Source organism: Anaerobacillus alkalidiazotrophicus (genome assembly GCF_001866055.1).
The window spans coordinates 1-25,077 of the sequence record NZ_MLQS01000018.1; the positions used below are offsets into that span (position 1 = coordinate 1).

Sequence of the window (25,077 nt, forward strand, 5' to 3'; positions counted from 1 at the left end):
ATGGTGGACATGGAAGGCAATATCATTTTTTTGTAATTTTACTTCTAAATCTAAAGGCAAAACTAATTGGTTCATGTTATAATCTTTAAACATATCATTTTTTTGTAATTTTACTTCTAAATCTAAAGGCAAAACTAATTGGTTCATGTTATAATCTTTAAACATAAGGACCCTTCTTTCTGTTGAAATTTGGTATGGTAACTTTATTTTATCAGAAGTGGTCCTTATTTTTATTAAAAATAATCAAAGCCGGTGAAATTTTACTCGTCGTAAAATTTCACCGGCTTTTTTCATCTAAGAGGTGGTTTTGTCCCAGCCCCTTATAATTTGAATATTATGTTATGATCGTTGTAAGATAAAGGTGAAATACTAATAAAGGAGTACATACATTTATGAGAAAGATAAAAGTTGCCTTATTACATTTGTTACTAGTTGCCGGTGATCTTAAACATAATCAAAGTCTTATTGAAAAAGCGGTTAAGGAAGCAGCAAGAAAAGGTGCTGATTTGATAATAACACCCGAATTAGCAACTAGTGGTTTGCAGTTCACCAATATTATCGGAGAAAATTGGATTGAGCATCAACCAAATGAATGGATGGTTAAATTTTCGAACTTTGTAAAATCGAATAATACAACTGTATTTCTTGGCTGTGCAGAAAGGTCAGCTGAAGGGAAGTTACATAATTCAGTATTTGTCATTGATAAAAAAGGTAGGTTACTAGGAAAACAAAAGAAGATTACAAGAGTAGATCATTGGTCTTCACCAGGTGAAAGTGTTGAAGCAATAGATTTAGGGTATATAAAAGTTGGTGTATTAATATGTGCAGATGCCTATCCGAAGACCATAGCTAGTACATTAGCGAAGAAAGGCGCAGAAATTTTAGTAGCTCCCTCATCTTGGGGACCAGGTTTACACGGACCAGAAGGAGAGTGGGAAGAAAGATCTATTGAGACCGGGTTGCCTATATTTGTTTGCAACCGCACAGGAGAGGATAAGACAGTGGTTTTTTGGGATGCAGAAAGTAGCGTAATCAAGAATGGTGAGCGACTTCTCTCACATAAATCTTCTTATTCGGCTCTTTTAATGTTTGACTGGAATTTGGATAAGATGGATGTCATGAATTCTAAATTTGAAGTTCTTGCTTTATAAGAAACATAGGTAATTTTTCAAATAAAAATTCATTTTATGAATATCATATTCAGTTATTTTATTAAAATTATTTAGAGATAAACCTTTATCCCACTCTTAAGGGGCCGATATAGAATAACTTTCATCAGAGAAACTGATGATTAGTTCAGGTTTATGCAAACTACTTGGTGACATCAACCATAAAATGATATTATGAATAAAAAACTACGGAGAATATCATGACAATTATAAATAAATTAAAACTTGATACGTTTACGAATATGGCAGTCATTAATCAACCAAACGATTACCAAGTATTTACTGACCACGCGACTATACTTTCTAAAGATCATGATGCTATTTTCTTTTTTGTTGAAACGGTTGAGGAAATGGTTACGCATGCACAACATATCATTAATAATCAGCTTTTACTTGAGAAAGGCTACGTCTTTTTTGCTTATCCAAAAAAAGGTAACAAACGCTATCATACATTTGTACATAGAGATGAAATTTTTCCGAAAATGGGTGTTGGAGAAGATGGGTATGTGGGTAATAGCGATGTGAAATTTTCACGGATGGTAAGTATGGATGATGTTTTCACTGTTGTTGGATTAAAGCGTGAAAAAAAGAAGGAACTAAAATCATCAACCCCAAGTCAATGTATTGCTGATTATGAGGACAAGGTTGAGGATGTCGAGATCCTGTTAGTGGACTATCCTGAGGAGCTAAAATTTTATCAAAGCTTAACGCCGGGTTACAAGAAAGATTGGGCACGTCAGATTTTCTCTGCAAAACAAGAGAAGACAAGAGAAAAGCGAATTCATCAAATGATTAATGTGTTATCGCAAGGCTATAAATCGATCGATTTGTATCGGCAGAAGGTGATCACTTTAAAAAAACGTGTGCATTATGACTTGTAAAGAAGTTGTTCAGTTATGTTTTAATGGTAAGGAGTGGTACTAGTAGGAGCCTCCCCTTAGTATAGTGAAAATTAGAAAGGGTAAGTTTTATGATGAAACCGGTAAACTATAATTCGAGTGATAACCTATATGCGATAAAGACGGTGATGACCGAAGAGCACTCAGAGATTATGATAGGAAAGCTAGGTAATTTTTCTTTTCAAAAAGGAATATATGTTTACGTTGGAAGTGCCAAAAGAAATATACAGTCTAGAATAGAAAGACATTTGAAAAAAGAAAAAAAGCAACGCTGGCATTTTGATTATTTACGACCTTTTCTTCAAGTAGTAGAGGTCGAAACTTTTTCTGGAGAGGAAGGGGAATGTCAGCTTTTTCATCGATTAATGATAGAAAATAAGGGAAGTATACCTGTACGAGGCTTCGGTTCCTCTGATTGCAAGTGTAGATCTCNTTTGTTTTATAGTGAAACTATGTAATACGAAAGAGAACTCGTTCTAGCTTCGCTAGAACATCGAAAATTCAGATGGAGTCTCAACTCCAGAATGGAAGTTCCCACCTACGCTACGCTTAGAGGTGGGGGTCTATGACCCTTAAGAACAAATCATTTGATTGAGATTACATGTACTGTCCTGTGAAGAAGCCTGAAATGGAAAGGGGAGTTAAATGTAAATAGCTCAGGTTTATTTCGCTACGTTTGTTTATGAAATTCATTAAAATGACTAAAAATAAGCTTGCAAAAAAACAATTATGTAATATATTACATATATAGAGGTGATGAAAGTGCGTGAAACAATAGATGAACAAAAATATATATTTGGAGCATTATTTATATTAGCAAACAAGCTTCAAGTAAAAGGAGACCAAATGCTTGAAGATGATGGGATGACACTTCGGCAGTGGTTTTTAACCGTTATGATTCTTCAATTTAAAGATCGGCCTCCAACACTAACTGAAGTGGCAAACCTTATGGGAACATCTCACCAGAATGTGAAGCAAATAGCCAAAAAACTCGAAGAAAAAAACTTCTTAACGTTTATCAAAGACGAAAAAGATGGTCGCATTCTTCGCCTTCAACTGACTGAATTAAGTCGGAATTACTGGAACAAACGCGAACAAGATGGAGATCATTTTATTGAAAAATTGTTTGAACATGTAACCGATGAGGAGATCAAAACGATAGTCGCTGTCTTCAATAAACTATTTCAGTCTCTCGAAAATTGGCAAGAGTGAACCCCGCTCTTTTTTGTTGCCTTTGGAGACCTTTTGACCCGAATAAGAATTTGATTAAAAAGGTAATATATTATGTATTTTCAATAAAGAAAGGGTGATAAGATGAAAAATATTTCGAGAGTTTTTCTGAGAATTGGAATAGCTATTATGCTTTTAAGTGCAACACTTAGTTTAATAGGTTTATTGTGGGAGGAACTTTATCAAGATACTAATTTGTTAATAGTAGAAGGTTGGTGGATGAACGACTGGGTCACTCTTTTACTAGCGGTACCACTTTTTGCGATTGCAATTTTTCTAGGGAAGAAAGGTTCAAAACATGGTTTCGGATTACTTGTAGGATTAATGATGTATACCGTCTATAATTATTCTTTTTATTTATTTGGTGCTGCTTTCAACGCAGTGTTCTTAGGTTATGTTGTTGTGTTTGTTCTTGGGTTATTTGGTCTATTAACTGGAGCTTTGACATTGTTCACCTTACTCAGAAAAGAAGACGTACCATCTATTAAAGTTGCGAGAGTCATTAGTATTTATATGGTTGTCACTGCTTTGTTCCTATGTATAGGCTGGGTTGGACAGTGGCTAAGCTTTGTAGTAACAGGAACTACTCCAGCGTTAATGGAACAACTTGAGGCGACAAATCATCTTGTAGCTGCACTAGATTTAACGTTTGTTGTGCCTTGGTTTATATTTGGTGCCGTTTTATTGTGGAAGTATCGTGTTTCTGGACTAATCGTTTCGTTGATGGTACACATGAAGACTGTTATTTATAATGTGATTTTGTTATGGAGTTCAATTTCTCAGCACACGTCAGGAGTTGAAGGAGCCATTGACTTTATCCCACTTTGGGGCTTCTTCTTCGTTGGATCATCTGCAGCCATGGTAGGATTGCTTCGATCGTTAAAAAAATAATATGTGTTAGGTTTCTTCTTAAAAGGTTGCTAAAAATATAAAAGTGTATTGAGAGGACTCTCGTTCCGTTATTTTGCGAAAGTACTTTAATTTTGCACTTTTTCGGACACAGGATCCTTTATTCTGGTTTTAGTTAGCTGAAGTTTGATAATTTTGATCAAATAACTGATCTGGTGTCCGTAAGCACCACTATAATTCAATATTTTCGGTAAATAGAGGAATGTATGTCCGCTTATTTTATAAAGCTCTTAGATAGTACTAAGTGAATGAAGAGAGTGGCAGCTTCCTAATCCGATCTAAAATTAATTATTTTTTTCTTGAACTTGTGACAAAGGTCACCTCATAAATTTCTCCTAACTGATATTCTATTCTTAGCAAAAGAAAGCAAACAAGTTTTAGCAAGGGGGACTTTTATTAATGAGTATGTTTTGTCATCAATGTCAAGAAGCTTTAAAAAATACTGGCTGTAATTTAGCGGCTGGGGTTTGTGGAAAAACAAGTGAGGTTGCAAATCTTCAAGATTTATTAATTTATACATTGAAGGGTGTTGCAGAATTTAATCAACAAGCTCGTATTGCGGGGATTAATCAATTAAAAACAGATCGAATAATTTTAGATGGACTATTCACGACGATCACAAATGCTAACTTTGAAGATAGTTCGGTTGCGAATCGCATAGAAAAAGCACTAGAAGTACGCGATTCAATCAAACAAGAATTAGTAGATAAAGGTGTTTTAAAAGACAAAGAATACCCTGACTATGCAACATGGGATGGTTCGTTTGCAGATTTTGAAAGAAAATCTGAGGAAAAGCAAGTCGGTATTTTGGCTACTGAAAATGAAGATGTACGTAGCTTACGTTCATTAATTTTATTTGGTTTAAAAGGAATGGCAGCTTACGCTAAACATGCATTAAACCTAGGACATGAAGGCAATGAAATTTATGACTTTATCGAAAAAGCATTACTTGCTACTGAAGACGATTCGTTAACTGCTGACGAACTAGTTAGCTTAGTAATGGAAACAGGGAAATACGGTGTCGATGTAATGGCATTATTAGATAAAGCGAACACATCTAGCTTCGGTCACCCAGAAATGACAGAAGTAAAAATTGATACACGTAACAATCCTGCTATTCTCGTAAGTGGTCATGACTTGAAAGATTTTGAGGAATTACTTCAACAAACAGAAGGAACAGGAGTCGACGTTTACACTCACTCTGAAATGCTTCCAGCAAACTATTATCCAGCGTTCAAAAAATATGAGCATTTCTATGGAAACTATGGAAACGCTTGGTGGAAACAAAAAGAAGAATTTGAAAGCTTTAATGGACCAATTCTCTTTACGACAAACTGTATCGTGCCGCCAAAAGGAAGCTATAAAGATCGAGTTTATACGACTGGTTCAGTAGCTTATCCTGGATTTAAGCACATTTCAGATCGTGAAGATGGTAAAACGAAAGATTTCTCTGAAATCATTGAACATGCGAAGAAATTACCTGCACCAACTACAATTGAAGAAGGGACAATTGTTGGTGGATTTGCTCATAACCAAGTAACACAATTAGCTGATAAAGTTGTAGATGCAGTTAAAACTGGAGCAATCAAGAAATTCTTTGTAATGGCAGGTTGTGACGGACGAATGAAGTCACGTGACTACTATTCAGAATTTGCACAAACTCTACCACAAGATACTGTGATTTTAACGGCTGGCTGTGCGAAGTACCGTTACAACAAACTACCTTTAGGTGACATCGGTGGTATCCCACGTGTTCTTGATGCTGGACAATGTAACGATTCGTATTCATTAGCTGTTGTAGCAATGAAATTAAAAGAAATCTTTGAATTAAACGACATTAACGAATTACCGATTGAATATAACCTAGCTTGGTATGAACAAAAAGCCGTAATCGTTTTATTAGCTCTATTATACCTAGGTGTGAAAGATATTAAATTAGGGCCAACACTACCAGCGTTCTTATCTCCAAACGTAGCGAAAGTTTTAGTGGAGAACTTCGGAATTAGTGGTATTACTACTGTAGAAGAAGACATGGATGCGTTCATGGCTAAAGCATAAAATAAACGAAAAACCCCAATTCCTTTTTATGATGGAATTGGGGTTTTCGTTTATTATGAGCTTCTAAATATCAAGGTTAGAATGTTACCGATTACGTAAAATTTACGTGGTATTGTCCTTCGTGTTTAGAGGCAGATATTCATAGGAATTTCCAATTTTCCATTTGATAAAATGAACGTTTATCGTATTTTTTCTCTTTTCATAATTTACTAATACTACGTATTGTACTGAGTTTTTTGCCGCAATTTACACCATAATATTTAAATAAATGGAAATGATAGGAATAATATCATTTTTCGTTTATAATAAAATTTTTGAAAGTTATTGATGTTTTGTCATTGAAAATTTGTTTATTAAAACGAAAGGAGATGGAAAATGACTCAATTTGATAAAAAAAATGATCCTAGGTTTAAAATTGCCCATCGTGAAGCTTTGATTGGTGTTGGACTAGTTATTTTTAATTTTATTTGGTGGTTTGGTTTTGCATATGGACTAGGTTCTACTCCAGTAGAAGAATACACGTATATTTTTGGATTACCTGCATGGTTTTTTTATAGCTGCGTAGTTGGCTTAATTGTGATGATCTTTTTAGTTATCGTCATTGTAAAGAAGTTTTTTGTTGATGTAGATTTTGAGACCGAAGCGGAGGATACTGAATGAATTGGTCGGTTATTATTCCATTAATTATTTTCTTAGTTATCATATTTGGGATTGGATTTTGGTCTTCATTTCATTTAAAGAAGACGAATAATTTTTTACAAGAGTACTTTTTAGGTAGTCGTGAGTTGGGTGGGTTCATACTAGCAATGACGATGATTGCAACATATGGAAGTGCAAGTAGTTTTATTGGTGGGCCTGGGGCTGCTTATACACAAGGTTTAGGGTGGGTTTTACTTGCTATGATTCAAGTGGCGACAGGGTATTTTGTTTTGATGATACTTGGAAAGAAATTTGCTATTTATGCAAGAAAATATAAAGCGATAACTTTAATTGATTTTTTACGAAAAAGATATGATAACAGCAAATGGCTCGTATTAGTGTCAGCCTTTAGTATTATCATTTTCCTATTTTCAGCTATGGCTGCACAATGGGTTGGCGGAGCAAGATTAATTTCATCACTAACAGGATTAACTTACTCATCAGCTTTGTTCATTTTTGCGATTGCAGTTTTACTTTATGTTATTATTGGTGGATTTAGAGCAGTTGCTGTTACGGACTTACTTCAAGGGATTGTCATGTTTGTCGGAACGTTAATTATTCTAATCGGTACAATTGTCGCAGGTGGCGGAATTCCGAATATCATGGCTACTTTAGTGGCTGAAAATCCTAATCTTGTAACGCCGTTTGGACATGATGGTGGTTTATCACCAGCTTATGTTTCGTCTTTTTGGATTTTAGTCGGCGTCGGAGTTGTTGCTTTACCACAAGTAACCGTTCGGGCAATGTCTTATAAAAATTCGAAGGCCATGCACCGAGCATTAATTATCGGTACGATTGTCGTAGGCTTTATTATGCTTGGCATGCATCTAACAGGTGTGTTTGCAAGAGCAGTTCTACCAGGAATTGAAGTAGGGGACACGGTTATGCCATTGATTGCGATGGAAGTACTCCCACCTTGGGTTGCGGGAATAGTTTTAGCTGCTCCAATGGCAGCAATCATGTCAACAGTGGACTCATTGTTATTACTTGTTAGTTCGACAGTTGTGAAAGATGTTTATATGAACTATATCAAACCCCAAGCCTCAATAAAGGAAGTAAAACGAGTAAGTTTTGGTGTCACAGCAGTATTAGGTGTACTCGTATTTATCATGGCACTAAGTCCACCTAACTTATTAATTTGGCTAAATTTATTCGCGTTTGGTGGCCTGCAAGCAACATTTATCTGGCCAGTGATAATGGGTCTTTATTGGCAAAGAGGAAATAAATATGGTGCCATTGCTTCAATGGTTGTTGGAATTAGTTCCTATATATTAATCCATACATATTATCCAAATTTATTTGGCGTTCATACCGTGGTTTTTCCGATTGTCTTTTCATTGTTAGCCTTTGTAGGTTTTAGTTTGCTAACAAAACAAAGTAGAGAGGAACAGCTGTCGGCTTAGGTATTAGCAGCACACTAGGAATAAAAATGATGTCAATTTATCATTAATAAGTGATTACTGACAAAACAAAAGGTAGGCTTATCACCAAATATTTGAAAATATAATTTTTAGGTTGTTTGTATTTAATCAATGAGCTGCTCAAAATAAATTATAATAAAAAGGATGTTACAAAATTTGTATGTAACATCCTTTATTACTTGACGGGCGCACGGATCCATTAATTATAAAAAAGTGATGATGATTGCCAATGAAAATGGTGTTATTTTTTAATAATCAAATAGTCCCCGCTTTTAAGTTCAAGAATATCTGCTAAAAAAGCTTCAGCAATTGCTTCGGAAAATTCAACTACTTCATCTTTATCCCTTGCTAATATCGAGAGAGGGGCCCCACCTAGATACCTATCTTTATCAGTTGTGATAAATGCGAGAATCCCTTGGATCCTTCCAGCTGATTGTCCCATTATTTATTCGCCCCCAGTGTTGTATTTAATAATTCAGGATTTTTCTTAACAGTTTCTAATATTGGAGTAAGTAAAATCGTTTCTTTTAGCAAGTCAAAGTTTTTAATAATTGGTACTACTGCGATAACAATGGTTCCTTTTCCAGGGTCCTGAACACTATATAATTTCTTTTGTCCTAGTCTTCTAGTTACCTCAAATATAATTGCTTGCCTTTGCCCACCATTTAGCAAAGGAATTAAATAGTGTTCTTCATTTGGTTTGATAACAGCAGCGATACCATCATTTAAAAACCAGTCTTTGGCTTCCTCTCTACCCATTAGATGAGAAACGAAATTTCCATTGACATACAAATCAGATCCTTTAATTTCCATTTTCCCTTCCGTTACAGTAGCAATATCTCTTACTTTTTGTCTTGATGTAAAACGTTTTAGGAGATAATAGATAATAAAACCTACGATGGAGCCTGAGGCTACTTGGATCCAGAAATCAACCTCTAAAAAGTGTTGAATTAATTGGATAGTTAGCGCAGTTGAAAAGGAAACAAGAAATACGATATAGTTTCTTGCTTCAAATATTTTTGAGATCCCGTCAATATATGCATTTCCTCGTTTCGTAAACTCTTCTCCTTCAAGGTCCATTAAGCTTTCTCTTTCAATTTTACGAACTTCTCTAAAATGTTGAATAGCTAAGGCGAGAAATGTAACAGCTGTGAATTCTTTTTCCATTAAAGCGGGAATAATGAACGCTCCGATTCCTGCTGCTAGTGCTCCTGTAACAATATGTATTAAGTAACCATTAGGATAGTTCGGATACTGCCGATAATCTAGTTTAATCGAAATGATACGTGCAATTGTTCCGATAACGGTTGCTGTAATGATAATAACTAAAATTTCTGGTGATATAACGTCATTGTTATTTGGCATCATATAAAGCTCCTAATTAAGAATTGGTTTATAAATAAAAGAAAATCGATTATTAGGTTATGTTTTTTAGGAATTTCTATGCAATAACAAAATTTTAATCTGAGTTGGCATTTTCTAGTAAGGGGCGAATGAATAAGAAAAGTAAAGGAATAATAAACCAATGTACAACTACATAGAAAATTGGATTTTGTTTTAAAGGTGGTGTTATTTGATGAGTTGGAGTGTAGGAAAGAGCATTTATCGAAAAGATTCTTTTGAAAAAGTAACTGGAACAGCGAAATATACCGATGATTATTCATCTACTAATATGTTACATGTGAAATTGGTTGTGAGTTCATATGCACATGCAAAAATAAAAGGAATTGATATATCAAAGGCTCGAGAAGTGATTGGAGTAAGAGCCATCATTATTGGACAACCACAGCCTCTTACAGGAGAAGAAATTAAAGATCGTCCACCAATTGCCTATGATCGAGTCCGTTATCATGGGGAACCTGTTGCGGCAATAGTAGCAGATACTCCGGTACAAGCAAAAAAGGCTGCAGACTTAGTAAAGGTGACATATGAACCGTTACCAGTTATAAACTCACCAACTGACGCGCTTCTTAACGATGCTCCATTAGTACATGAGAATTTAGAAAATTATGTAAAGATTGAACATGTTTATCCAGAACCAAATTCGAATATTGCAGATCGAATAAAAATTCGAAAGGGGAATGTAGAAAAAGGTTGGGATGAAAGTGATGTTCAGATTGAGGCTAACTTTTCCTTTTCTCCTTCAGACCATATTGCAATGGAAACTAGATGCGTGACAGCAGAAATACGTTCAGATGGTTTTGTTGTATTTTCCTCTGCTACTCAATCACCTTATATGATAAAAAAGTTAGTAAGTAATTATTTCAATCTAGAGGAAGGGAAAATTATTGTTAATACACCATTAGTAGGTGGTGGGTATGGTGGGAAAGTAGCGATTCAACTTGAACTAATAGCCTATATGGCCACACTTGCTGTTGGGGGAAGGCCTGTTAAACTGTTAAATTCAAGAGAAGAAGATATGATTACTTCTCCTGTACATATCGGATTAGATGCAAATATAAAACTTGGAGCGACAGGAGATGGAAAGTTAACTGTTGCAGAAATTTTGTATATGTTTGATAGTGGTGCATACTCTGACAAAGGTGTAACAATCAGTCGAGCAGCTGCCGTTACTTGCACTGGCCCTTATCAAATCGAAAATATTTGGTGCGATTCTCTTTGTGTTTATACAAACCATCCATATGCAACCGCTTATAGGGGTTTTAGTCATTCTGAAATTTTATTTGCTTTCGAACGAGCACTTGATATGTTAGCACAAAAATTAAATATTGATCCATTCGTGTTAAGGAAAAAAAATGCATTTTTGCCAGGACATATAACACCTACGCAAATCAGGCTAAATCAGAGTACGATTGGGAATTTACCAGAATGTATAGATCGATTACAACAATTGATGAATTGGAAAGAAGGACAAATTGTAAAAGTCGATGAGCGAAAAATTAGAGCAAAGGGAATCAGTTGTTTTTGGAAAACATCTACAATAGATTCTGATGCGAGTTCAGGTGTCACAATTACTTTTAATCGAGATGGTAGTGTTAATATAATTTCAGGCATTGTTGAGATTGGAACAGGAACAAAAACGATCCTCGCACAATTACTTGCAGAGAAGCTCAAAATGGATATTAATAAGATTTTTGTGAAAATGGAAGTAGATACACAATCAACTCCTGAACATTGGAAAACAGTCGCAAGTAGAGGTACTTTGATGGCTGGCAGAGCTTTACTAAAAGCTGCCGAAGATGCTGTTGAACAATTAAAGGATATTGCTTCACGAGTGTTAATGTGTGCACCTGATGACCTTGAGGTAGGTGGAGATAAAGTTTACGTGAGAGATGAGCCAGATACTTTTGTCCATTTGAAAGACGTTTGCCATGGATATAAATACCCTAGTGGATATGCGATTGGTAAACAGGTTATTGGTAGAGGTAATTATATGTTGCGACATTTAACTCATCTTGATCATGAAACCGGGACTGGCAAACCTGGACCTGAATATACGGTGGGGGCCCAAGGTGTAGAGGTTGAATTTGATACGAGAGATTTTACTTATAAAGTATTGAGCGCATATTCAGTAATTGATGTAGGAAAAGTGTTAAATAACAAAGCTGCAAAAGGGCAAGTAATGGGTGCCATGGCTATGGGATTAAATTTTGGTAGCAGTGAAACATTTGTGTTCGATGATGAAGGAAAGGTGCTAAACAACCGACTTCGCACATATGTTCCATTTCGGTATGGAGATCATCCGAAATATATCGTTCATTTATTGGAAACGCCTCATATGGATGGCCCTTATGGTGCTCGTGGTATAGGTGAACACGGGTTGATTGGAATGCCAGCAGCCTTAGCTAATAGTTTATCAATTGCAGCTGGTGTTGACTTAAATAAACTGCCACTAACTCCAGAATTAATTTGGAAGGAAAAAAGGCGGTGTAAGAAATGATTTCCTATGATTTTGAATATCACAAACCTATATCGATAGAAGAAGCTATTGACCTATTCCATACGCTTGATGAACAAGGGAAGAAGCCCGTTTATTTTTCAGGCGGTACAGAAATTATTACATTTGGTAGAGAAAATAAAATTGTAACGGGTGCGGTTATTGATATAAAAGCTATCCCTGATTGTCTCATAGTAAAAAATGATGAACACTTGCTAACGATAGGAGCAGCGCAATCTTTAACAAAAATAAGAGAAATGCAGTTATTTCCTTTTTTAAGTAAAACAATTGTAGAGATTGCCGATCAAACAGCCCGAAATAAAATAACATTAGGCGGTAATATATGTGCAAACATTAGGTATAGAGAAACCGTATTACCGCTTTTATTAACAAATAGTAAAGTTGTTATTGCGAGTAAAGATGGTTTAAAAGAACAACAAATTAATAAAGTATTCGATAAGACGTTACAGTTAGAAAAAGGAGAGTTTCTTGTTCAAGTAATAACAGAACAAAGTGAAATTGCACTACCTTTTCGAAGTGTGAAAAAGCGTAGACAATGGGATGTCGGTTATCCACTAATAACGACTGCCGCTATTAAAAGGCAAGATCGGATCGAAGTTGCCTTTAGTGGATTATGCTCTTTTCCATTTCGAAATAAAAATGTAGAAGATAGTTTAAATAACAGAAAATTATCTAAAGAATCAAGAATTGAAGAAGCTATTCATTCTATACCAGCACCAATTCTTGATGATGTACATGGTTCTTCAGAATATCGTCAATTTGTTTTAAGAAATACGTTATACGATGTTTTGGATGCATTGGAAGGAGTAGGAAATGGACAAAGCTGAAGTGACATTAAATATAAATGGTGAAGAACGCATGGTGTATATACGGTATGCAGACACATTATTGTATGTCCTGCGAGAAAAGCTAGGACTAACTGGTGCGAAACCTGGATGTTTAAATGGTGATTGTGGTGCTTGTACGATTGATGTTGACGGGCATCCAATGAAGTCATGTTTGATGTTGGCGGTTGAAGCTATAGATAAAAAAGTTACGACTGTTGAGGGGTTAAAAAACGCCCCTATTCAGATGGAGTTTATTGAAAAGTTTGCCTTCCAATGTGGCTATTGCACACCAGGTTTTATTATGAACTGTCATACATTAATGAAAAAGCACCCAAATGCAGACGAAACAGTAATAAAAGATTGGTTAGAATCTAATATATGTCGTTGTACTGGCTACCAAGAAATTGAAGAAGCGATAAAATCAGTTTTATTTAAACCTACGGCCTCAAATGGTAATTGAATATTTTTTTGAATAATTGGAAGGTGAAAGCTGATGATTAGTGATTGTTATGTCCGTCGTATAAGTGAAACTAACAATCAGTGGGATGAAGGAAAACCCCCACTGATTTGAAGTTCACCTTTATTATTGTTGTTGATTTTGCTGTTGTTGAGCTTGCTGCAGTACTTGAGAAGCTTGTTGTAATTCTTGTTGGACTTGTTGAAATTGCTGTTGTTGAGCTGGTATAGCGCTACTTTGAGCTTGTTGAATCATTTCAGTAGCTTGTTGTAGCTGTTGTTGAGTCTGCTGAATAGCTAAGGGGTTGTTTTGTTGGGTAGCTTGTTGAATAGATTGCTGAGCTTGTTGAATTATTTGTTGAGCTTGCTGAGCTGCTTGTTGAGCTTGTTGGTTTTGTTGCATACTGTAGCCCTCCTACAAAGTTTTTGTTAACACTTAATATCATCCCATTATCATTTTGAAGTATACAACATAAAAATAAAATTAAGAGAAAGTGAAAAGAAAACAATTAGAGTTGCGTACTATTGTGCGACATCTGCCATGTCATCCTGTTCACATATATTCACTGAATTGTCATAAAATAATAGGCCGATTGCGCACTATATGTAATATATTACATATTGTAAAGAATGAATAATGATAATCTTTTATGAGAAGTTCATGGCGAGAGTAGTAGTTATTCCGCTGTGTCCCATCTTTGTGTTGACTTTTAGATTAAGACCTTTAGTCGTCTCAAATAGGAACAAAGATAATAACTTAAATGTAGGAGGAGAGAGTATGAAAACGGCAATCATTTACGCTACTTCGCGAGGGACAACAGAAAAAGCAGCAAATATTTTAATGAACGAGTTGCACAGTGATGTAACTCTTATTAATCTAAAAAAGGAAAAATCTATTCATCTATCTACCTATGATTCTGTCATTTTAGGCAGCTCGATTCATGCAGGGATGGTTCAAGGTAAGATGAAAAAATTTATTAATATTAATCAAGAAGAGTTACAGTCAAAAAAGCTAGGGTTGTTCATTTGTTGTATGTACGACGGGGAGAAAGCAAAGCTACAATTTGAAATGGCCTACCCCGAACAATTGCGAAAAAATGCAGTTGCTACTGGAATTTTTGGTGGTGAATTTGACTTTGCAAAAATGAATTTTTTGGAAAAATTTATTGTAAAAGTAGTAGATCAGAAAGCATCAAATATTTCTACTTTGAGCCAACAAGAAATTAAAAAATTTGCGAATGCATTTAACGATAATTTAAGTCTTGTGTAAATTGGGGTCGATTTTATGAGATTTTTAAAAATGGGGTTAATTTGTATCTTAGTCATTGTTTTTATTCTACTAATGGTATCGTTCGTTGGAAATTATGTTTTTCGCCAACAAGTGAATAAAGAGATTGATGAATTTTTAAATGCACAAAAAGAAGTAGCAATGAAAACGATTCGTTTGGAAGATATCGAACATTTGCCGACACCAGTAAAAAACTGGTTGAAAAAAGCAGGTGCCATTGATTCTGAATCTATTCATACTGCTCGTTCGAAACAAACTGCTCTTGTGCGTTTAGACAAAACCACCGATAATTGGCTGCCTCTTGAAGCAGATCAATACTTTACAGTCAATGAACCGGGGTTTCTTTGGAAAGCAAAGTTTAAAATCGCTCCCTTTATCCATATCGTTGGTAAGGATAAGTACCATCACGGAAAAGGGCAAATGCTGATCAAGTTTCAATCGCTACTTACCATTGCTGATGCAACAGGTTATGAAATTGATCAAGGTTCACTCGTACGGTATTTAGCAGAAATAGTTTGGGTTCCTACTGCAGCTCTAGCAGAATACATTACTTGGGAAGAAATTGACCAGCAATCTTCCAAAGCAACGATTGATTTCGAAGGTGTATCGGCCACAGGGGTTTTTACTTTTGATGATGATGGAAATCCCATTCATTTTGTTGCTGATCGATATGGTGAATTTGACGGAAAGTTTATGATGCAACCTTGGTCGATAAAAATGCATGACCATCAATTCGTGAACGGATTTAAAGTTCCATTTAAGGCGGAAATTACTTGGAAACTAGATTCTGGAGATTACACTTGGTACTCACTTGAATTAAAAGAATTAGAATTTAATAGGGCTACTCGGTTTAAGATGAATTAAATGGGAGTTAAGAATACATTGGTTCTTATTCGCCTTGTTACAAACCAATTCGCAATTATTTCCTTTTATGTTAGTAAAATAGTGAGTGAGTAGAGGAAAAGCGGTACAAAAGCGTATGATACTTACAGGAAGTGTGTGTGAAGAGGAAAATTGTCGCGAATACGTACAATACGAACTCACTAACAGTGTATGAAAGAGAAAAAAAGGTAAATCACATGAAGTAATACATATTAATACATGAAACTAAAACTAGGGGAGATGAACATGGAAAAGCGTGGTTGTATCAAATGTGGTGGAACAGAGGTTGGAACGAAGGAAATTGCGACAACAGGAACAGGACTTTCAAAAATGTTTGATATTCAGCATAATAAGTTTCTTGTTGTATATTGTAAAAATTGTGGGTACTCTGAGTTTTATAATAAGCAAACCTCGACGGCTTCTAATGTAATAGATTTCTTTTTTGGAAGATAAAGAAACGTAAAAAGAGCGCTACTTCTTTTTTAGGAGGTAATGCTTTTTTTACATTTATGTAGAGATTACTATCGATGAAATTATCATTCCCTACATTCTCCTAAGGTATTTTATTTAATTTTTTAAAAAAGTAATATAAAAAATGAACGATTGATTATTCTCGTTCGTCATATAACTGATCACCAATAGAAAGGGGAAGCATATGGAACATGAGGATGACGTGGTCATCATTCAAAAAGCAATGACTGGAGATGACGATGCGTTTGCTCATCTCTTTCAACGGTATTTTTCGTTTCTTTATAAATATCTTTTAAAGTTGACACTTGATGAAGAAGTGAGTAGGGATCTTGCTCAGGAAACGATGTTGAAGTGTTATACAAATCTTGCATCGTTCAATGGGGATGGGAAGTTCTCGACTTGGATGGTTTCGATCGCTACTAGGCTATATATTGATCTGATCCGAAAAAAGAAACGTGAGAGGAAATGGATCGAACAGCTAAAGCGAACGTTGTCACGTCAACTTTCTTGGCAAGCGGATATGAAAGGGATGGAATGGAGCGATGTGTTTACTGATTTCAATCAATTAGATGCTGATGTGAGAGTGCCAATCCTACTACATCATTATTATGGGTATACGTATGACGAGATCGGAGTGATGATTGGTATAAAAACTGGAACAGTAAAATCTAGAGTCCATAATGGCCTAAAACAGATACGAAAGGAGTGGGATGATGAAAAGAAGAGATGATCAAGAGAAAATCCTAAAGTTGAAACATGACTGGGAACAGGTGGATAAATTAGGGGGAAATTCCTCTATTTCTGTATTAGAAATAAAAAATCAACTTAAAGTTCATGAAGCTAAGCAAGCAAAGAAGTTTTATAAAGAACTTACACTCTTTTTGTTCACAGCTGTCTGTATTTTAAGTGCCATTATTATGAGTTTCGTTCAATCTCCTGTTCTTTTTATCGCAATACAAATTGGGTCAATTTTCTTTGCACCTCTCGTTCTTTTTGTACTTTTGAAAAGAAGCAAACAAGAAGGGATGTTCTCTAAATGACAACATTTGAGTTATACGTCCTATTTCCGTTAATTATTTTGATTTTACTACTACAAAGTACCCTTTTATTTATAGATGCGAAGAAGAAAAGAGGTTTTGCATGGTTTTGGGGGCTTTGGGGATTAATTCAATTCCCATTACCGTTATTGTTTTATTTCATTTTTGTGATTTTGCCACATAAAAGAAAACAAAACAAGGAGAGATGAACATGGAACTTTTAAATGATATTAACTGGGCACTTGTAACGCCGTTGATAGTTTTACAACTCATATTAATGGTATTTGCGTTAGTGAGTTGCGCAAAACAAGAGGAAACGAATGGGCCAAAATTGATGTGGGTATTAATTATTATTTTTGTAAATTTAATAGGTCCAATTTTATACTTTTTACTTGGCCGAAAAAATGGATAGGGGAGGAAAGTATGCTAGTAACCATTAAAGATTTAACAAAGAATTATAAGGAACATACTGCAGTCAAACAGATTACTTTTTCCATTGAAAAGGGTCGGTGTATTGCTTTACTTGGCCCTAATGGTGCGGGGAAAACAACGACGTTACAAATGTTAGCTGGCTTACTCGCGCCGACATCAGGAAAGATTGAATTTGAAGGTTGCCAAGAGAAGGATTATCGAACTTTGATTGGATTTTTGCCGCAGCATCCTTCATTTTTTAACTGGATGACCCCAAAGGAATTTCTACAGTTTGTAGGAGATCTCTCACATGTACCGAAAAAACAGTTGACTAAACGTATAGAGGAAATACTCGAATTTGTCAGCTTAACAGAAGTGAAAAACAAGAAAATAGGTGGTTTTTCCGGTGGAATGAAGCAAAGGTTGGGGTTAGCACAAGCATTGTTACATGAGCCAGAATTACTTATTTTAGATGAACCGGTTTCAGCACTTGACCCAACCGGAAGAAGGGATGTTCTTCACCTTATCGATCAACTTAAAAACCAGATGACGATTATTTTCTCAACGCATATTTTACATGATGCCGAACAAGTTTGTGAGGAAATCTTAATGTTAAAAGACGGAAGTCTAAAATGGAATGGTACTCTCGATTCTCTGAAAATAGAGTTTGATTCGTTAGCAATAAAGCTTCAAACAGATGAGGCGATCAAAGGTGTATTAGAAAAATTGGATTTTATTGAAAATATTGAATATCTTGATTTAACGACTGTTAAATTTACAATGCACGATGTTGCAAAAAACAATGTGTTATTGCAACATTTGATTAGTCAAAATCTCACAATCGTCCATTTTGAAACGGTGAAAGACTCATTGGAAGACGCATATATGAAGGTGATGAAGCGATGAAAAATTTTCTAGTTTTATTAAAAAAAGAAATGAAAGAAAGCTTAAGTAATGGTAAATGTATCTGGCTACCGATTGTTTTGATGGTCATTGGTATTTCACAACCGCTATCTATCTATTACATGCCTCAAATTCTCGAAGTTGCAGGCAATCTCCCAGATGGAGCGATCATTAATTTTCCAACACCAACAGGGGAAGAAGTGTTAATTGGTATAATGTCCCAATACGGGTCGATCGGAACATTATTATTCGTCTTAGCTGTAATGGGAGTGATTTCTCAAGAGCGACAAAATGGTTCCTTAACCCTTGTAATGGCAAGACCTGTAAGTGCACTTCAATATATCGGTAGTAAATTTATCGCACAGCTCTGTATTTTACTCGTATCAATAACAGCTAGTTACGTTTTATCTTGGTATTATACGAATTTACTTTTTAATCATATATCATGGACATTAATGGTAAACAGCTTGTTTGTTTATAGTCTATGGGTAGTTTTGGTTGTCGCTGTAACAATATTAGTAGGAACATTAATGCGAAACAATGGCGGTATAGCTGGAGTGAGTATTTTTCTTTTAGGGACACTAAGCGTTCTTACCTCATTGTTGCCAAGATTTATGGAGTGGAGTCCTGCCAACCTTCGAGCCGAAGCTTCAATTATTTTATTGGAAGGAGCGTGGGAAAGTTCCACTTGGCTTGTAGTAAGTAGCACATTGCTGATTTCAGCATTGTGCTTTGGATTAGCTGTGTTTACGTTTAAAAAGTTTGAGAGTTTTTAATGAGTGAGGGACATCTTTAATGTTTTTCTTTTGCTACACTCTTAAAGAGCAGAAAGCCTACCTTAAAATTAAAGAAAATCGAAGTTTAGGTGGGGAATTAACTGCGCCTAAAGGTTTGATATAGTATAATTTTCAGGTAAATCAATTGAAGCAGAATGACGAAGGCGCTTTTCATTAAAAGTGGTAAAGTGCTTTTTAAAAAGATGGGGAAATTTCTAAAATTATTATAGTTGATTAATCAAACTGATTTGAACTTAAGGGTCATAGACCCCCACCTCTAAGCGTAGCGTAGGTGGGAACTTCAATTCAGGTGGAGTTGAGACTCCATCTGAATTTCCGATGTTCTAGCGAAGCTAGAACGGGTTCTCTTTCAGAGGAAGTCCTTACCAAAAAATTTAGAATGTTGCAAGCTTTGAAAAGTGATTAGCTGTGCTTAAAGTACTAATTAATGAGGATGAAGAACTTCCCTACTAAAATATGATTTAGAGGCTATTATGTTTGTACATAATATTGATGAAGACTTAGCTTTGAAGTTAATAGAAGTAAAAGATGCTGAGAGTTTATTTAAATTAACGAATTGTTCAAGAGGATATTTAAGAGATTGGCTTCCTTGGTTAGATACAACAACAAAAGTAAGAAGATACAATCGAGTTTATCCCACTCTTTAGGGGCAAGTAAGACCCCCACCTCAAAACTTAAGAAAATCGAGAAGTTTAGGTGGGGGATAAACTGCCCCTAAAGGTCCGATATAGAATAACTTTCATCAGTGAAAGCTGATGATTAGTTATTCTTATGCCCGTGGTATAAGTTGAACTAACAATCAGTGGGGGATGAAGGAAAACCCCCACTGATTGAAGTTCAGCTTTATCAAAATATCGTTAAAAGGTTTTTCCGAAAACAAAAGTTTAAACACTGTTATATTGTTTAAAGGAGAAATTGTTGGAGTAGCGGGTTACAACAATATTAATTGGGCAAATCGAACAGCCTATATAGGTTATTGGCTTGGGGAAGGATTTCAGGGAAATGGAATTATGACCAAGGTAGCCAAAGCGTTGACTGACTATGCTCTTCACGATTTAAAACTAAATAAGGTTGAAATTCGAGCAGCGGTAGGAAATAAAAAAAGCAGAACAATTCCAGAAAGGTTAAATTTTGTAAATGAAGGCACGATCAGACAAGCTGAATGGCTATATGACCGTTATGTAGATCATGTTGTTTATGGAGTTTTAAAAGAGGAATGGAATAAAATATAGATAAAACTAAAGGTTGTCGATCAAAAAGTGTAACAACTTTAATTAGTTGCGTTGAAGATTACTAGTAATATAGAATATCACGGACTACAGGTCCTCTATTTTGAAAAAAAGACTTAATTATTTGATTTATAGGACCCAGGATCCTTTATTTGTACATTTGAATAAGATTTTCGTCAGATTTTTATCGATTAACGGATCTGGTGTCCGAATAAATTACAAATTGGCGAAAAATTAAAAAATAGCGGAACCTCTGTCCAAAAATTGCTACCAAAATCTCATATACATTTTATGAGTTAAAAAGCACACGAATCTGTGCTTCTTGTTTACATTTACAGCATTTACACTGGCACAAGGAGGAAATATGAAAACACCTGAATTATTAAAATCATGTGTTAATGATTAAGAATAATAAGTCAAAATATTTATTTTACAACGCACTCTTCTACAGGAGTTGCGTTTTTTTGTATTTGAAAATGTTAAGTACATTATATTTACGAATTCAAAATACCTCGAAAACTCATACAACCATAAATTAAACTCCTTAATTTCGTATAAAGCATTCCTTTTTTTATGATAATACTATAAAAAGATCTAATTAAGGAGTATGGAAAATTATGCCAAGAAAAGCTATTCAAATTAACAAGTTAGGTGAAAAAGATAAGGAAACAAATGGTTCTGTTGTGAACGATAAAGAAAATAACAAAGATGAAATCATTAAACTAAATAACATGTTAGCAGCTGTGTTAAATTATCTGTCAGATGATGAAGTAGACGAAATTGATATAGAATATCTTCTGAAAAATACGGAAGGTTTACGAGAATGGTGGGAACAATATCGGGAAAAAAATCGAAAACAAATCGAAGAAGAAATAAAAAAATCTTTAAGTGAACTGTCTTTAAAAGAACTAGAAAGTATCCGCGAAAAGATAAAAGAAAAAGAAAGCTGAGGTTTCAGTTACCATAAAGACATTCAATTGTAGTAATTTTTCTTTTTTATCAAAAATTCGCAAGAAAACCTCCAGCTTTAAGAAGTGTAGCGAGTAGTGCAGGCTGAATGGCTCTTCTTATCTCAACAAACTTTAGTGTACTAGCGCTTTGAAAATTACTTCCAAAAAATAATTAAAGTGTACATAATCACTAGAAACACTGTATAATAAGAAGAACTATATGTATGAAAGGGTGATATTGTGAAAAACTCAAATTCTAGTATGAATTTGGATATTGAGTCGATCCAACATGCCCTGTACTCTGTAAACCGCCATGCCAAAACAGCGATTGTTAAGCGTGATCTGTATGAGATTAAGAATAATACGCTGCAAAAACTTATTAATATTGGACATGCCAAAAAGTTGTGGCTTGAGTATAGTACTCAACCTGGAAAAGCAAAACAAAGTACAGTGGTGCTTGTTAAAGTTGGAATTAAAACAAAAGGAAATCCCCATTTTTTTCATATGATACCTGAAAAAGAAGATTATATAACATTAAAACATAAAGGAGTAGTATGCCCTCAAGATCTCCATAACCCCAAAAGCTCGATGTCTCTTAATACAGCAAAAAAAATTCTGTTGCAATTTATTGGTGCGAAGCCTCAAAAAGTAAAGGTACAAAAACCAACTAAACCAGCACTAAATAAAAATGTTTTCATTTCTTCTTTTCTTGATGGTAGTTCCCGATCACGAAAACGTTGATTTTTAATACTTTTTACATTTTTTTGTAAGGTAGTGGGGATAATATTTACCATAAGAATAAGTTATGGGAGAAGAATATGAGAAAAAAGCAAATAAGTATAATACTTTTTATTGTTTTAATGAATTTTTTATTTAAAACTTGGAAAGTAGTGCCGAAATATTATAAAAGTTTAATTTTTGTTAGCTTTTGGAATTCATTTTATTATTATCTTTGCAAAAGACATCTAGTATTTGAATATACGAATAAGGGCATAAATTGGAAATTGTTGAGAGGGCTTCATATATTTATTGCTACTCCTTTATTGGTTCTACTCTTTTTATGTAAACTGCCTAAAACACTTTCAAAGCAGATCGTATATATTTTAAAATGGGGAATCGGTTCTTTTTTTATTGAGCTATTTTTACTCAAACAAAAGTTGATTAAATTTAAGTACGGGTGGAACATTTATTGGTCAGGTCTAATATATTTTAAAATGTACACTTATAGTTATTTATTCAACAAAAGACCGTTTCTTACTTGGGTGCTATCGATATTCTCTCTATTGTTTTATATTTTTAAATTTAATGTACCGTTAACTAAGAGACTTTTAAAAGGACCTTTTCTTTTTTTTCTACCCAAAAGTATTAAGTATCCAATTAACTTTAAAACAAGACTAAATTCTTATTATTATGAAACCGTTAAAGACTTGTTGAATTATGTGAAATTTAAATAAAGACTTTAGCGTCTACATACATAGTAGATATTAAATTACAAACACATCAAATTCGAGTTGACAGATCGGAATTACTGGAATATTATAAGAATAATTACATAGCTGATTGGAAATACCAAAGGCACATACTTCGTTAACTACGTTGTGTGTCTTTTTTTGCACTTAATTCATAGTAAGTTGATACGAATTATACGAATTTAGAAAACATAAGATTTGGGGAGAGTAATATGACTTTTGAAATAGCTTTTGTACTATTTGTTGTACTAGGTATGCTTGTATGTTTAATAAAAGAAATAGCTAGACCTGATTTTATTGTCTTTTTTGCATTGGCTGCACTTATTATTAGTGGAGTTTTAACACCAGCTGATGCATTGAGAGGATTTTCTAATGAAGGAATGCTGACGGTTGCACTTCTTTTTATCGTAGCTGGTGCTGTGAAACAAAGTGGTGTTTTAAATCAAATTATTTCTAGTTCATTAGGTTCTGGACGAAGCCCGAGAAGATCTCTTCTGCAAATGATGTTTCCGATGGCAGGGTTATCTGCTTTTTTGAACAATACACCGATTGTAGTTATGTTTACTCCCGTTGTTCGAAAGTGGTGTATTGAGAAAAATATACCTCCATCTAAATTTCTCATTCCACTTTCCTATGCTACTATTTTTGGTGGTACGCTGACGTTAATTGGAACATCTACAAATCTAGTAATACATGGGTTTATGTTAGAACAAGGTCTTGATGGATTTTCAATGTTTCAACTTGCGATTGTAGCTTTACCAGCGGGTTTCATCGGTATTATATATATGACTATAATTGGATATAAGTTATTGCCAGAACGTAAAACATCAAAACAATCTTTTGAGGAAAGTTCACGCGAATATCTTGCTGAAGCTTATGTTGAACCTAATTCTCCTTTAATCGGAAAAACAATTGAAGCTGCAGGACTTAGAAACCTTAATGGACTTTATTTAATTGAACTTATGAGGAGAGGCGAACGCATTGCCTCAGTTCCTTCTTATATAAAGCTAAATGAAAATGATAAATTAATTTTTACAGGTGTATTATCCACCATTGTAGACTTGCAGAATATTAAAGGCTTAAGAGTTTCAACAGGAACAAACTTGAAATTAGAAGATTTGCAGAACGGTAGTGCGAAACTTGTTGAGGCAGTCGTTTCGCATCAATCTTCTTTAGTACAAAAAACAGTAAAAGAAACTAAGTTTCGTAGTAAATATGGCGCGGGTGTAGTAGCGGTTCACCGAAATGATGAAAGAATTAACAATAAAGTAGGGGATATCAATTTAAAGCCAGGAGATACATTATTACTATTAACGAACAAAGACTTTGAAAATAGATGGTCTAGTTCAAGAGATTTTTATTTGATTTCCCCAATAAAAGAGGCAGACGTGATCGACCCAAGAAAATCGATTATTGCCATGGTAACCTTACTATCAATGATTTTATTAGCTGCATTTAATATTTTGCCTATGTTTAAGTCTGCACTTTTAGCTGTAATTGTACTATTTTTAACAAAAACCATCACATTTGTAGGTGCTAGAAAATATATTCAATTTGATGTTTTACTTTTAATTGCTTGTGCAATTGGTGTCGGTATCGCCCTTGAGCAGACTGGTGCAGCTTCGTTAATTGCAAGTTATTTTATTAAAATTAGTAAGGGTGCAGGTATTATTGGTGCAATTATTGTTGTTTACTTACTAACTACGATATTTACCGAAATTATTACAAATAATGCTGCTGCAGTCTTAATGGTTCCTATTTCACTTGCCATTGCTAATCAATTGTCTGTAGACCCTATGGCATTCTTTGTAGCAATAGCGATTGCTGCGTCAGCTAGTTTTGCTACGCCTATTGGGTATCAATGTAATTTAATTGTTTACGGACCGGGTGGCTATAGATTTTCGGATTATTTGAAAATAGGGATTCCTTTAAATATTATGTACCTAATTGTAACTGTCGTTATTGTATATTTTGTATGGGTTATTTGAAGGTATAAAAGCATTGCTCATGTAGTCAAGAGTAATGCTTTTTTAATTTGAAAATCAGGTGAGAA

Annotated in this window: 28 protein-coding genes; 25 read left to right on the forward strand and 3 right to left on the reverse strand. The window is 34.6% G+C overall.

All coding sequences use genetic code 11. The features are described 5' to 3' along the window. Positions 1 to 392 precede the first annotated feature (392 nt). From BKP45_RS13235 to panF, 8 genes are all read left to right on the forward strand, one after another. Positions 393 to 1,151: a carbon-nitrogen hydrolase family protein gene (locus tag BKP45_RS13235; protein WP_071390174.1), complete on the forward strand. Its 759-nt coding sequence runs from the start codon at positions 393 to 395 to the stop codon at positions 1,149 to 1,151. A gap of 218 nt (positions 1,152 to 1,369) precedes the next feature. Then, the gene (locus BKP45_RS13240; RefSeq protein ID WP_071390175.1) at positions 1,370 to 2,050 is read left to right on the forward strand and encodes a YdeI/OmpD-associated family protein; all 681 of its coding nucleotides are present in this window, start codon (positions 1,370 to 1,372) and stop codon (positions 2,048 to 2,050) included. Positions 2,051 to 2,220: 170 nt separating this feature from the next. Next, positions 2,221 to 2,526, forward strand: coding sequence for a GIY-YIG nuclease family protein (locus tag BKP45_RS13245; protein ID WP_456061768.1), 306 nt, complete (start codon positions 2,221 to 2,223; stop codon positions 2,524 to 2,526). 304 nt (positions 2,527 to 2,830) lie between these two features. Continuing rightward, positions 2,831 to 3,280: a MarR family winged helix-turn-helix transcriptional regulator gene (locus tag BKP45_RS13250; protein WP_169824115.1), complete on the forward strand. Its 450-nt coding sequence runs from the start codon at positions 2,831 to 2,833 to the stop codon at positions 3,278 to 3,280. A 102-nt stretch (positions 3,281 to 3,382) separates the two neighbouring features. Then, positions 3,383 to 4,189: a hypothetical protein gene (locus tag BKP45_RS13255; protein WP_071390178.1), complete on the forward strand. Its 807-nt coding sequence runs from the start codon at positions 3,383 to 3,385 to the stop codon at positions 4,187 to 4,189. Between the two features lie 417 nt (positions 4,190 to 4,606). Further along, complete coding sequence (hcp, locus tag BKP45_RS13260; RefSeq protein ID WP_071390179.1) at positions 4,607 to 6,265, forward strand: hydroxylamine reductase; 1,659 nt, start codon at positions 4,607 to 4,609, stop codon at positions 6,263 to 6,265. Between the two features lie 375 nt (positions 6,266 to 6,640). Continuing rightward, positions 6,641 to 6,925, forward strand: a complete 285-nt coding sequence (locus BKP45_RS13265; protein WP_071390180.1) for a YhdT family protein — start codon at positions 6,641 to 6,643, stop codon at positions 6,923 to 6,925. Further along, the gene (panF, locus tag BKP45_RS13270) at positions 6,922 to 8,367 is read left to right on the forward strand and encodes a sodium/pantothenate symporter (protein WP_071390181.1); all 1,446 of its coding nucleotides are present in this window, start codon (positions 6,922 to 6,924) and stop codon (positions 8,365 to 8,367) included. The genes BKP45_RS13265 and panF overlap by 4 nt, the downstream gene beginning before the upstream one ends. Positions 8,368 to 8,626: 259 nt before the next feature. Here the strand turns inward: panF and BKP45_RS13275 are convergent, their stop codons facing one another. Then, complete coding sequence (locus tag BKP45_RS13275) at positions 8,627 to 8,827, reverse strand: capping complex subunit for YIEGIA (protein ID WP_071390182.1); 201 nt, start codon at positions 8,825 to 8,827, stop codon at positions 8,627 to 8,629. Next, the gene (locus BKP45_RS13280; protein ID WP_071390183.1) at positions 8,827 to 9,750 is read right to left on the reverse strand and encodes a YIEGIA family protein; all 924 of its coding nucleotides are present in this window, start codon (positions 9,748 to 9,750) and stop codon (positions 8,827 to 8,829) included. Before BKP45_RS13280 ends, BKP45_RS13275 begins: the two co-directional genes overlap by 1 nt. 211 nt (positions 9,751 to 9,961) lie before the next feature. Between BKP45_RS13280 and BKP45_RS13285 the strand changes: the two genes are divergently transcribed. The 3 genes from BKP45_RS13285 to BKP45_RS13295 are packed head-to-tail and all read left to right on the forward strand — an operon-like array spanning position 9,962 to position 13,591. Then, the gene (locus BKP45_RS13285) at positions 9,962 to 12,286 is read left to right on the forward strand and encodes a xanthine dehydrogenase family protein molybdopterin-binding subunit (protein ID WP_139193830.1); all 2,325 of its coding nucleotides are present in this window, start codon (positions 9,962 to 9,964) and stop codon (positions 12,284 to 12,286) included. Then, on the forward strand, positions 12,283 to 13,131 hold the full coding sequence (locus tag BKP45_RS13290; protein ID WP_071390184.1) for an FAD binding domain-containing protein: 849 nt from the start codon (positions 12,283 to 12,285) through the stop codon (positions 13,129 to 13,131). The genes BKP45_RS13285 and BKP45_RS13290 overlap by 4 nt, the downstream gene beginning before the upstream one ends. Next, complete coding sequence (locus BKP45_RS13295) at positions 13,118 to 13,591, forward strand: (2Fe-2S)-binding protein (protein WP_071390185.1); 474 nt, start codon at positions 13,118 to 13,120, stop codon at positions 13,589 to 13,591. The genes BKP45_RS13290 and BKP45_RS13295 overlap by 14 nt, the downstream gene beginning before the upstream one ends. 123 nt (positions 13,592 to 13,714) lie before the next feature. Here the strand turns inward: BKP45_RS13295 and BKP45_RS13300 are convergent, their stop codons facing one another. Further along, the gene (locus BKP45_RS13300; RefSeq protein WP_071390186.1) at positions 13,715 to 13,990 is read right to left on the reverse strand and encodes a hypothetical protein; all 276 of its coding nucleotides are present in this window, start codon (positions 13,988 to 13,990) and stop codon (positions 13,715 to 13,717) included. Between the two features lie 375 nt (positions 13,991 to 14,365). On the opposite strand from BKP45_RS13300, the gene BKP45_RS13305 reads away from it, so the two are divergent. From BKP45_RS13305 to BKP45_RS13370, 14 genes are all read left to right on the forward strand, one after another. Beyond that, positions 14,366 to 14,857 carry a flavodoxin domain-containing protein gene (locus BKP45_RS13305; protein WP_071390187.1) on the forward strand — a complete coding sequence of 164 codons (492 nt, stop codon included), beginning with the start codon at positions 14,366 to 14,368 and terminating at the stop codon, positions 14,855 to 14,857. 15 nt (positions 14,858 to 14,872) lie between these two features. Continuing rightward, on the forward strand, positions 14,873 to 15,739 hold the full coding sequence (locus BKP45_RS13310) for a DUF6920 family protein (RefSeq protein ID WP_071390188.1): 867 nt from the start codon (positions 14,873 to 14,875) through the stop codon (positions 15,737 to 15,739). A 264-nt stretch (positions 15,740 to 16,003) separates the two neighbouring features. Continuing rightward, entirely contained in the window at positions 16,004 to 16,210 is a 207-nt protein-coding gene (locus BKP45_RS13315) for a zinc ribbon domain-containing protein (protein ID WP_071390189.1), read from the forward strand. 202 nt (positions 16,211 to 16,412) lie between these two features. Then, positions 16,413 to 16,958 carry an RNA polymerase sigma factor SigY gene (gene sigY / locus BKP45_RS13320; RefSeq protein WP_071390190.1) on the forward strand — a complete coding sequence of 182 codons (546 nt, stop codon included), beginning with the start codon at positions 16,413 to 16,415 and terminating at the stop codon, positions 16,956 to 16,958. Further along, entirely contained in the window at positions 16,942 to 17,268 is a 327-nt protein-coding gene (locus BKP45_RS13325; protein ID WP_071390191.1) for a YxlC family protein, read from the forward strand. Before sigY ends, BKP45_RS13325 begins: the two co-directional genes overlap by 17 nt. After that, on the forward strand, positions 17,265 to 17,474 hold the full coding sequence (locus BKP45_RS13330; protein WP_071390192.1) for a transcriptional regulator: 210 nt from the start codon (positions 17,265 to 17,267) through the stop codon (positions 17,472 to 17,474). Before BKP45_RS13325 ends, BKP45_RS13330 begins: the two co-directional genes overlap by 4 nt. A 2-nt stretch (positions 17,475 to 17,476) precedes the next feature. Continuing rightward, positions 17,477 to 17,677 carry a PLD nuclease N-terminal domain-containing protein gene (locus BKP45_RS13335; protein WP_071309126.1) on the forward strand — a complete coding sequence of 67 codons (201 nt, stop codon included), beginning with the start codon at positions 17,477 to 17,479 and terminating at the stop codon, positions 17,675 to 17,677. An 11-nt stretch (positions 17,678 to 17,688) separates the two neighbouring features. Next, complete coding sequence (locus tag BKP45_RS13340) at positions 17,689 to 18,582, forward strand: ABC transporter ATP-binding protein (protein ID WP_071390193.1); 894 nt, start codon at positions 17,689 to 17,691, stop codon at positions 18,580 to 18,582. Beyond that, on the forward strand, positions 18,579 to 19,355 hold the full coding sequence (locus BKP45_RS13345) for an ABC transporter permease (protein WP_071390194.1): 777 nt from the start codon (positions 18,579 to 18,581) through the stop codon (positions 19,353 to 19,355). Before BKP45_RS13340 ends, BKP45_RS13345 begins: the two co-directional genes overlap by 4 nt. A gap of 494 nt (positions 19,356 to 19,849) precedes the next feature. Then, positions 19,850 to 20,023 (forward strand): hypothetical protein, encoded by a 174-nt coding sequence (locus tag BKP45_RS22140; RefSeq protein WP_211272974.1) that lies wholly within the window; start codon positions 19,850 to 19,852, stop codon positions 20,021 to 20,023. A gap of 183 nt (positions 20,024 to 20,206) precedes the next feature. Further along, positions 20,207 to 20,608: a GNAT family N-acetyltransferase gene (locus BKP45_RS13350; RefSeq protein ID WP_071390195.1), complete on the forward strand. Its 402-nt coding sequence runs from the start codon at positions 20,207 to 20,209 to the stop codon at positions 20,606 to 20,608. Positions 20,609 to 21,222: 614 nt separating this feature from the next. Further along, positions 21,223 to 21,555, forward strand: coding sequence for a hypothetical protein (locus BKP45_RS13355; protein WP_071309130.1), 333 nt, complete (start codon positions 21,223 to 21,225; stop codon positions 21,553 to 21,555). A 240-nt stretch (positions 21,556 to 21,795) separates the two neighbouring features. Next, on the forward strand, positions 21,796 to 22,296 hold the full coding sequence (locus tag BKP45_RS13360; protein WP_071390196.1) for a YkyB family protein: 501 nt from the start codon (positions 21,796 to 21,798) through the stop codon (positions 22,294 to 22,296). 940 nt (positions 22,297 to 23,236) lie between these two features. Beyond that, entirely contained in the window at positions 23,237 to 25,012 is a 1,776-nt protein-coding gene (locus tag BKP45_RS13370; RefSeq protein WP_071390198.1) for an SLC13 family permease, read from the forward strand. Positions 25,013 to 25,077: the final 65 nt, after the last annotated feature.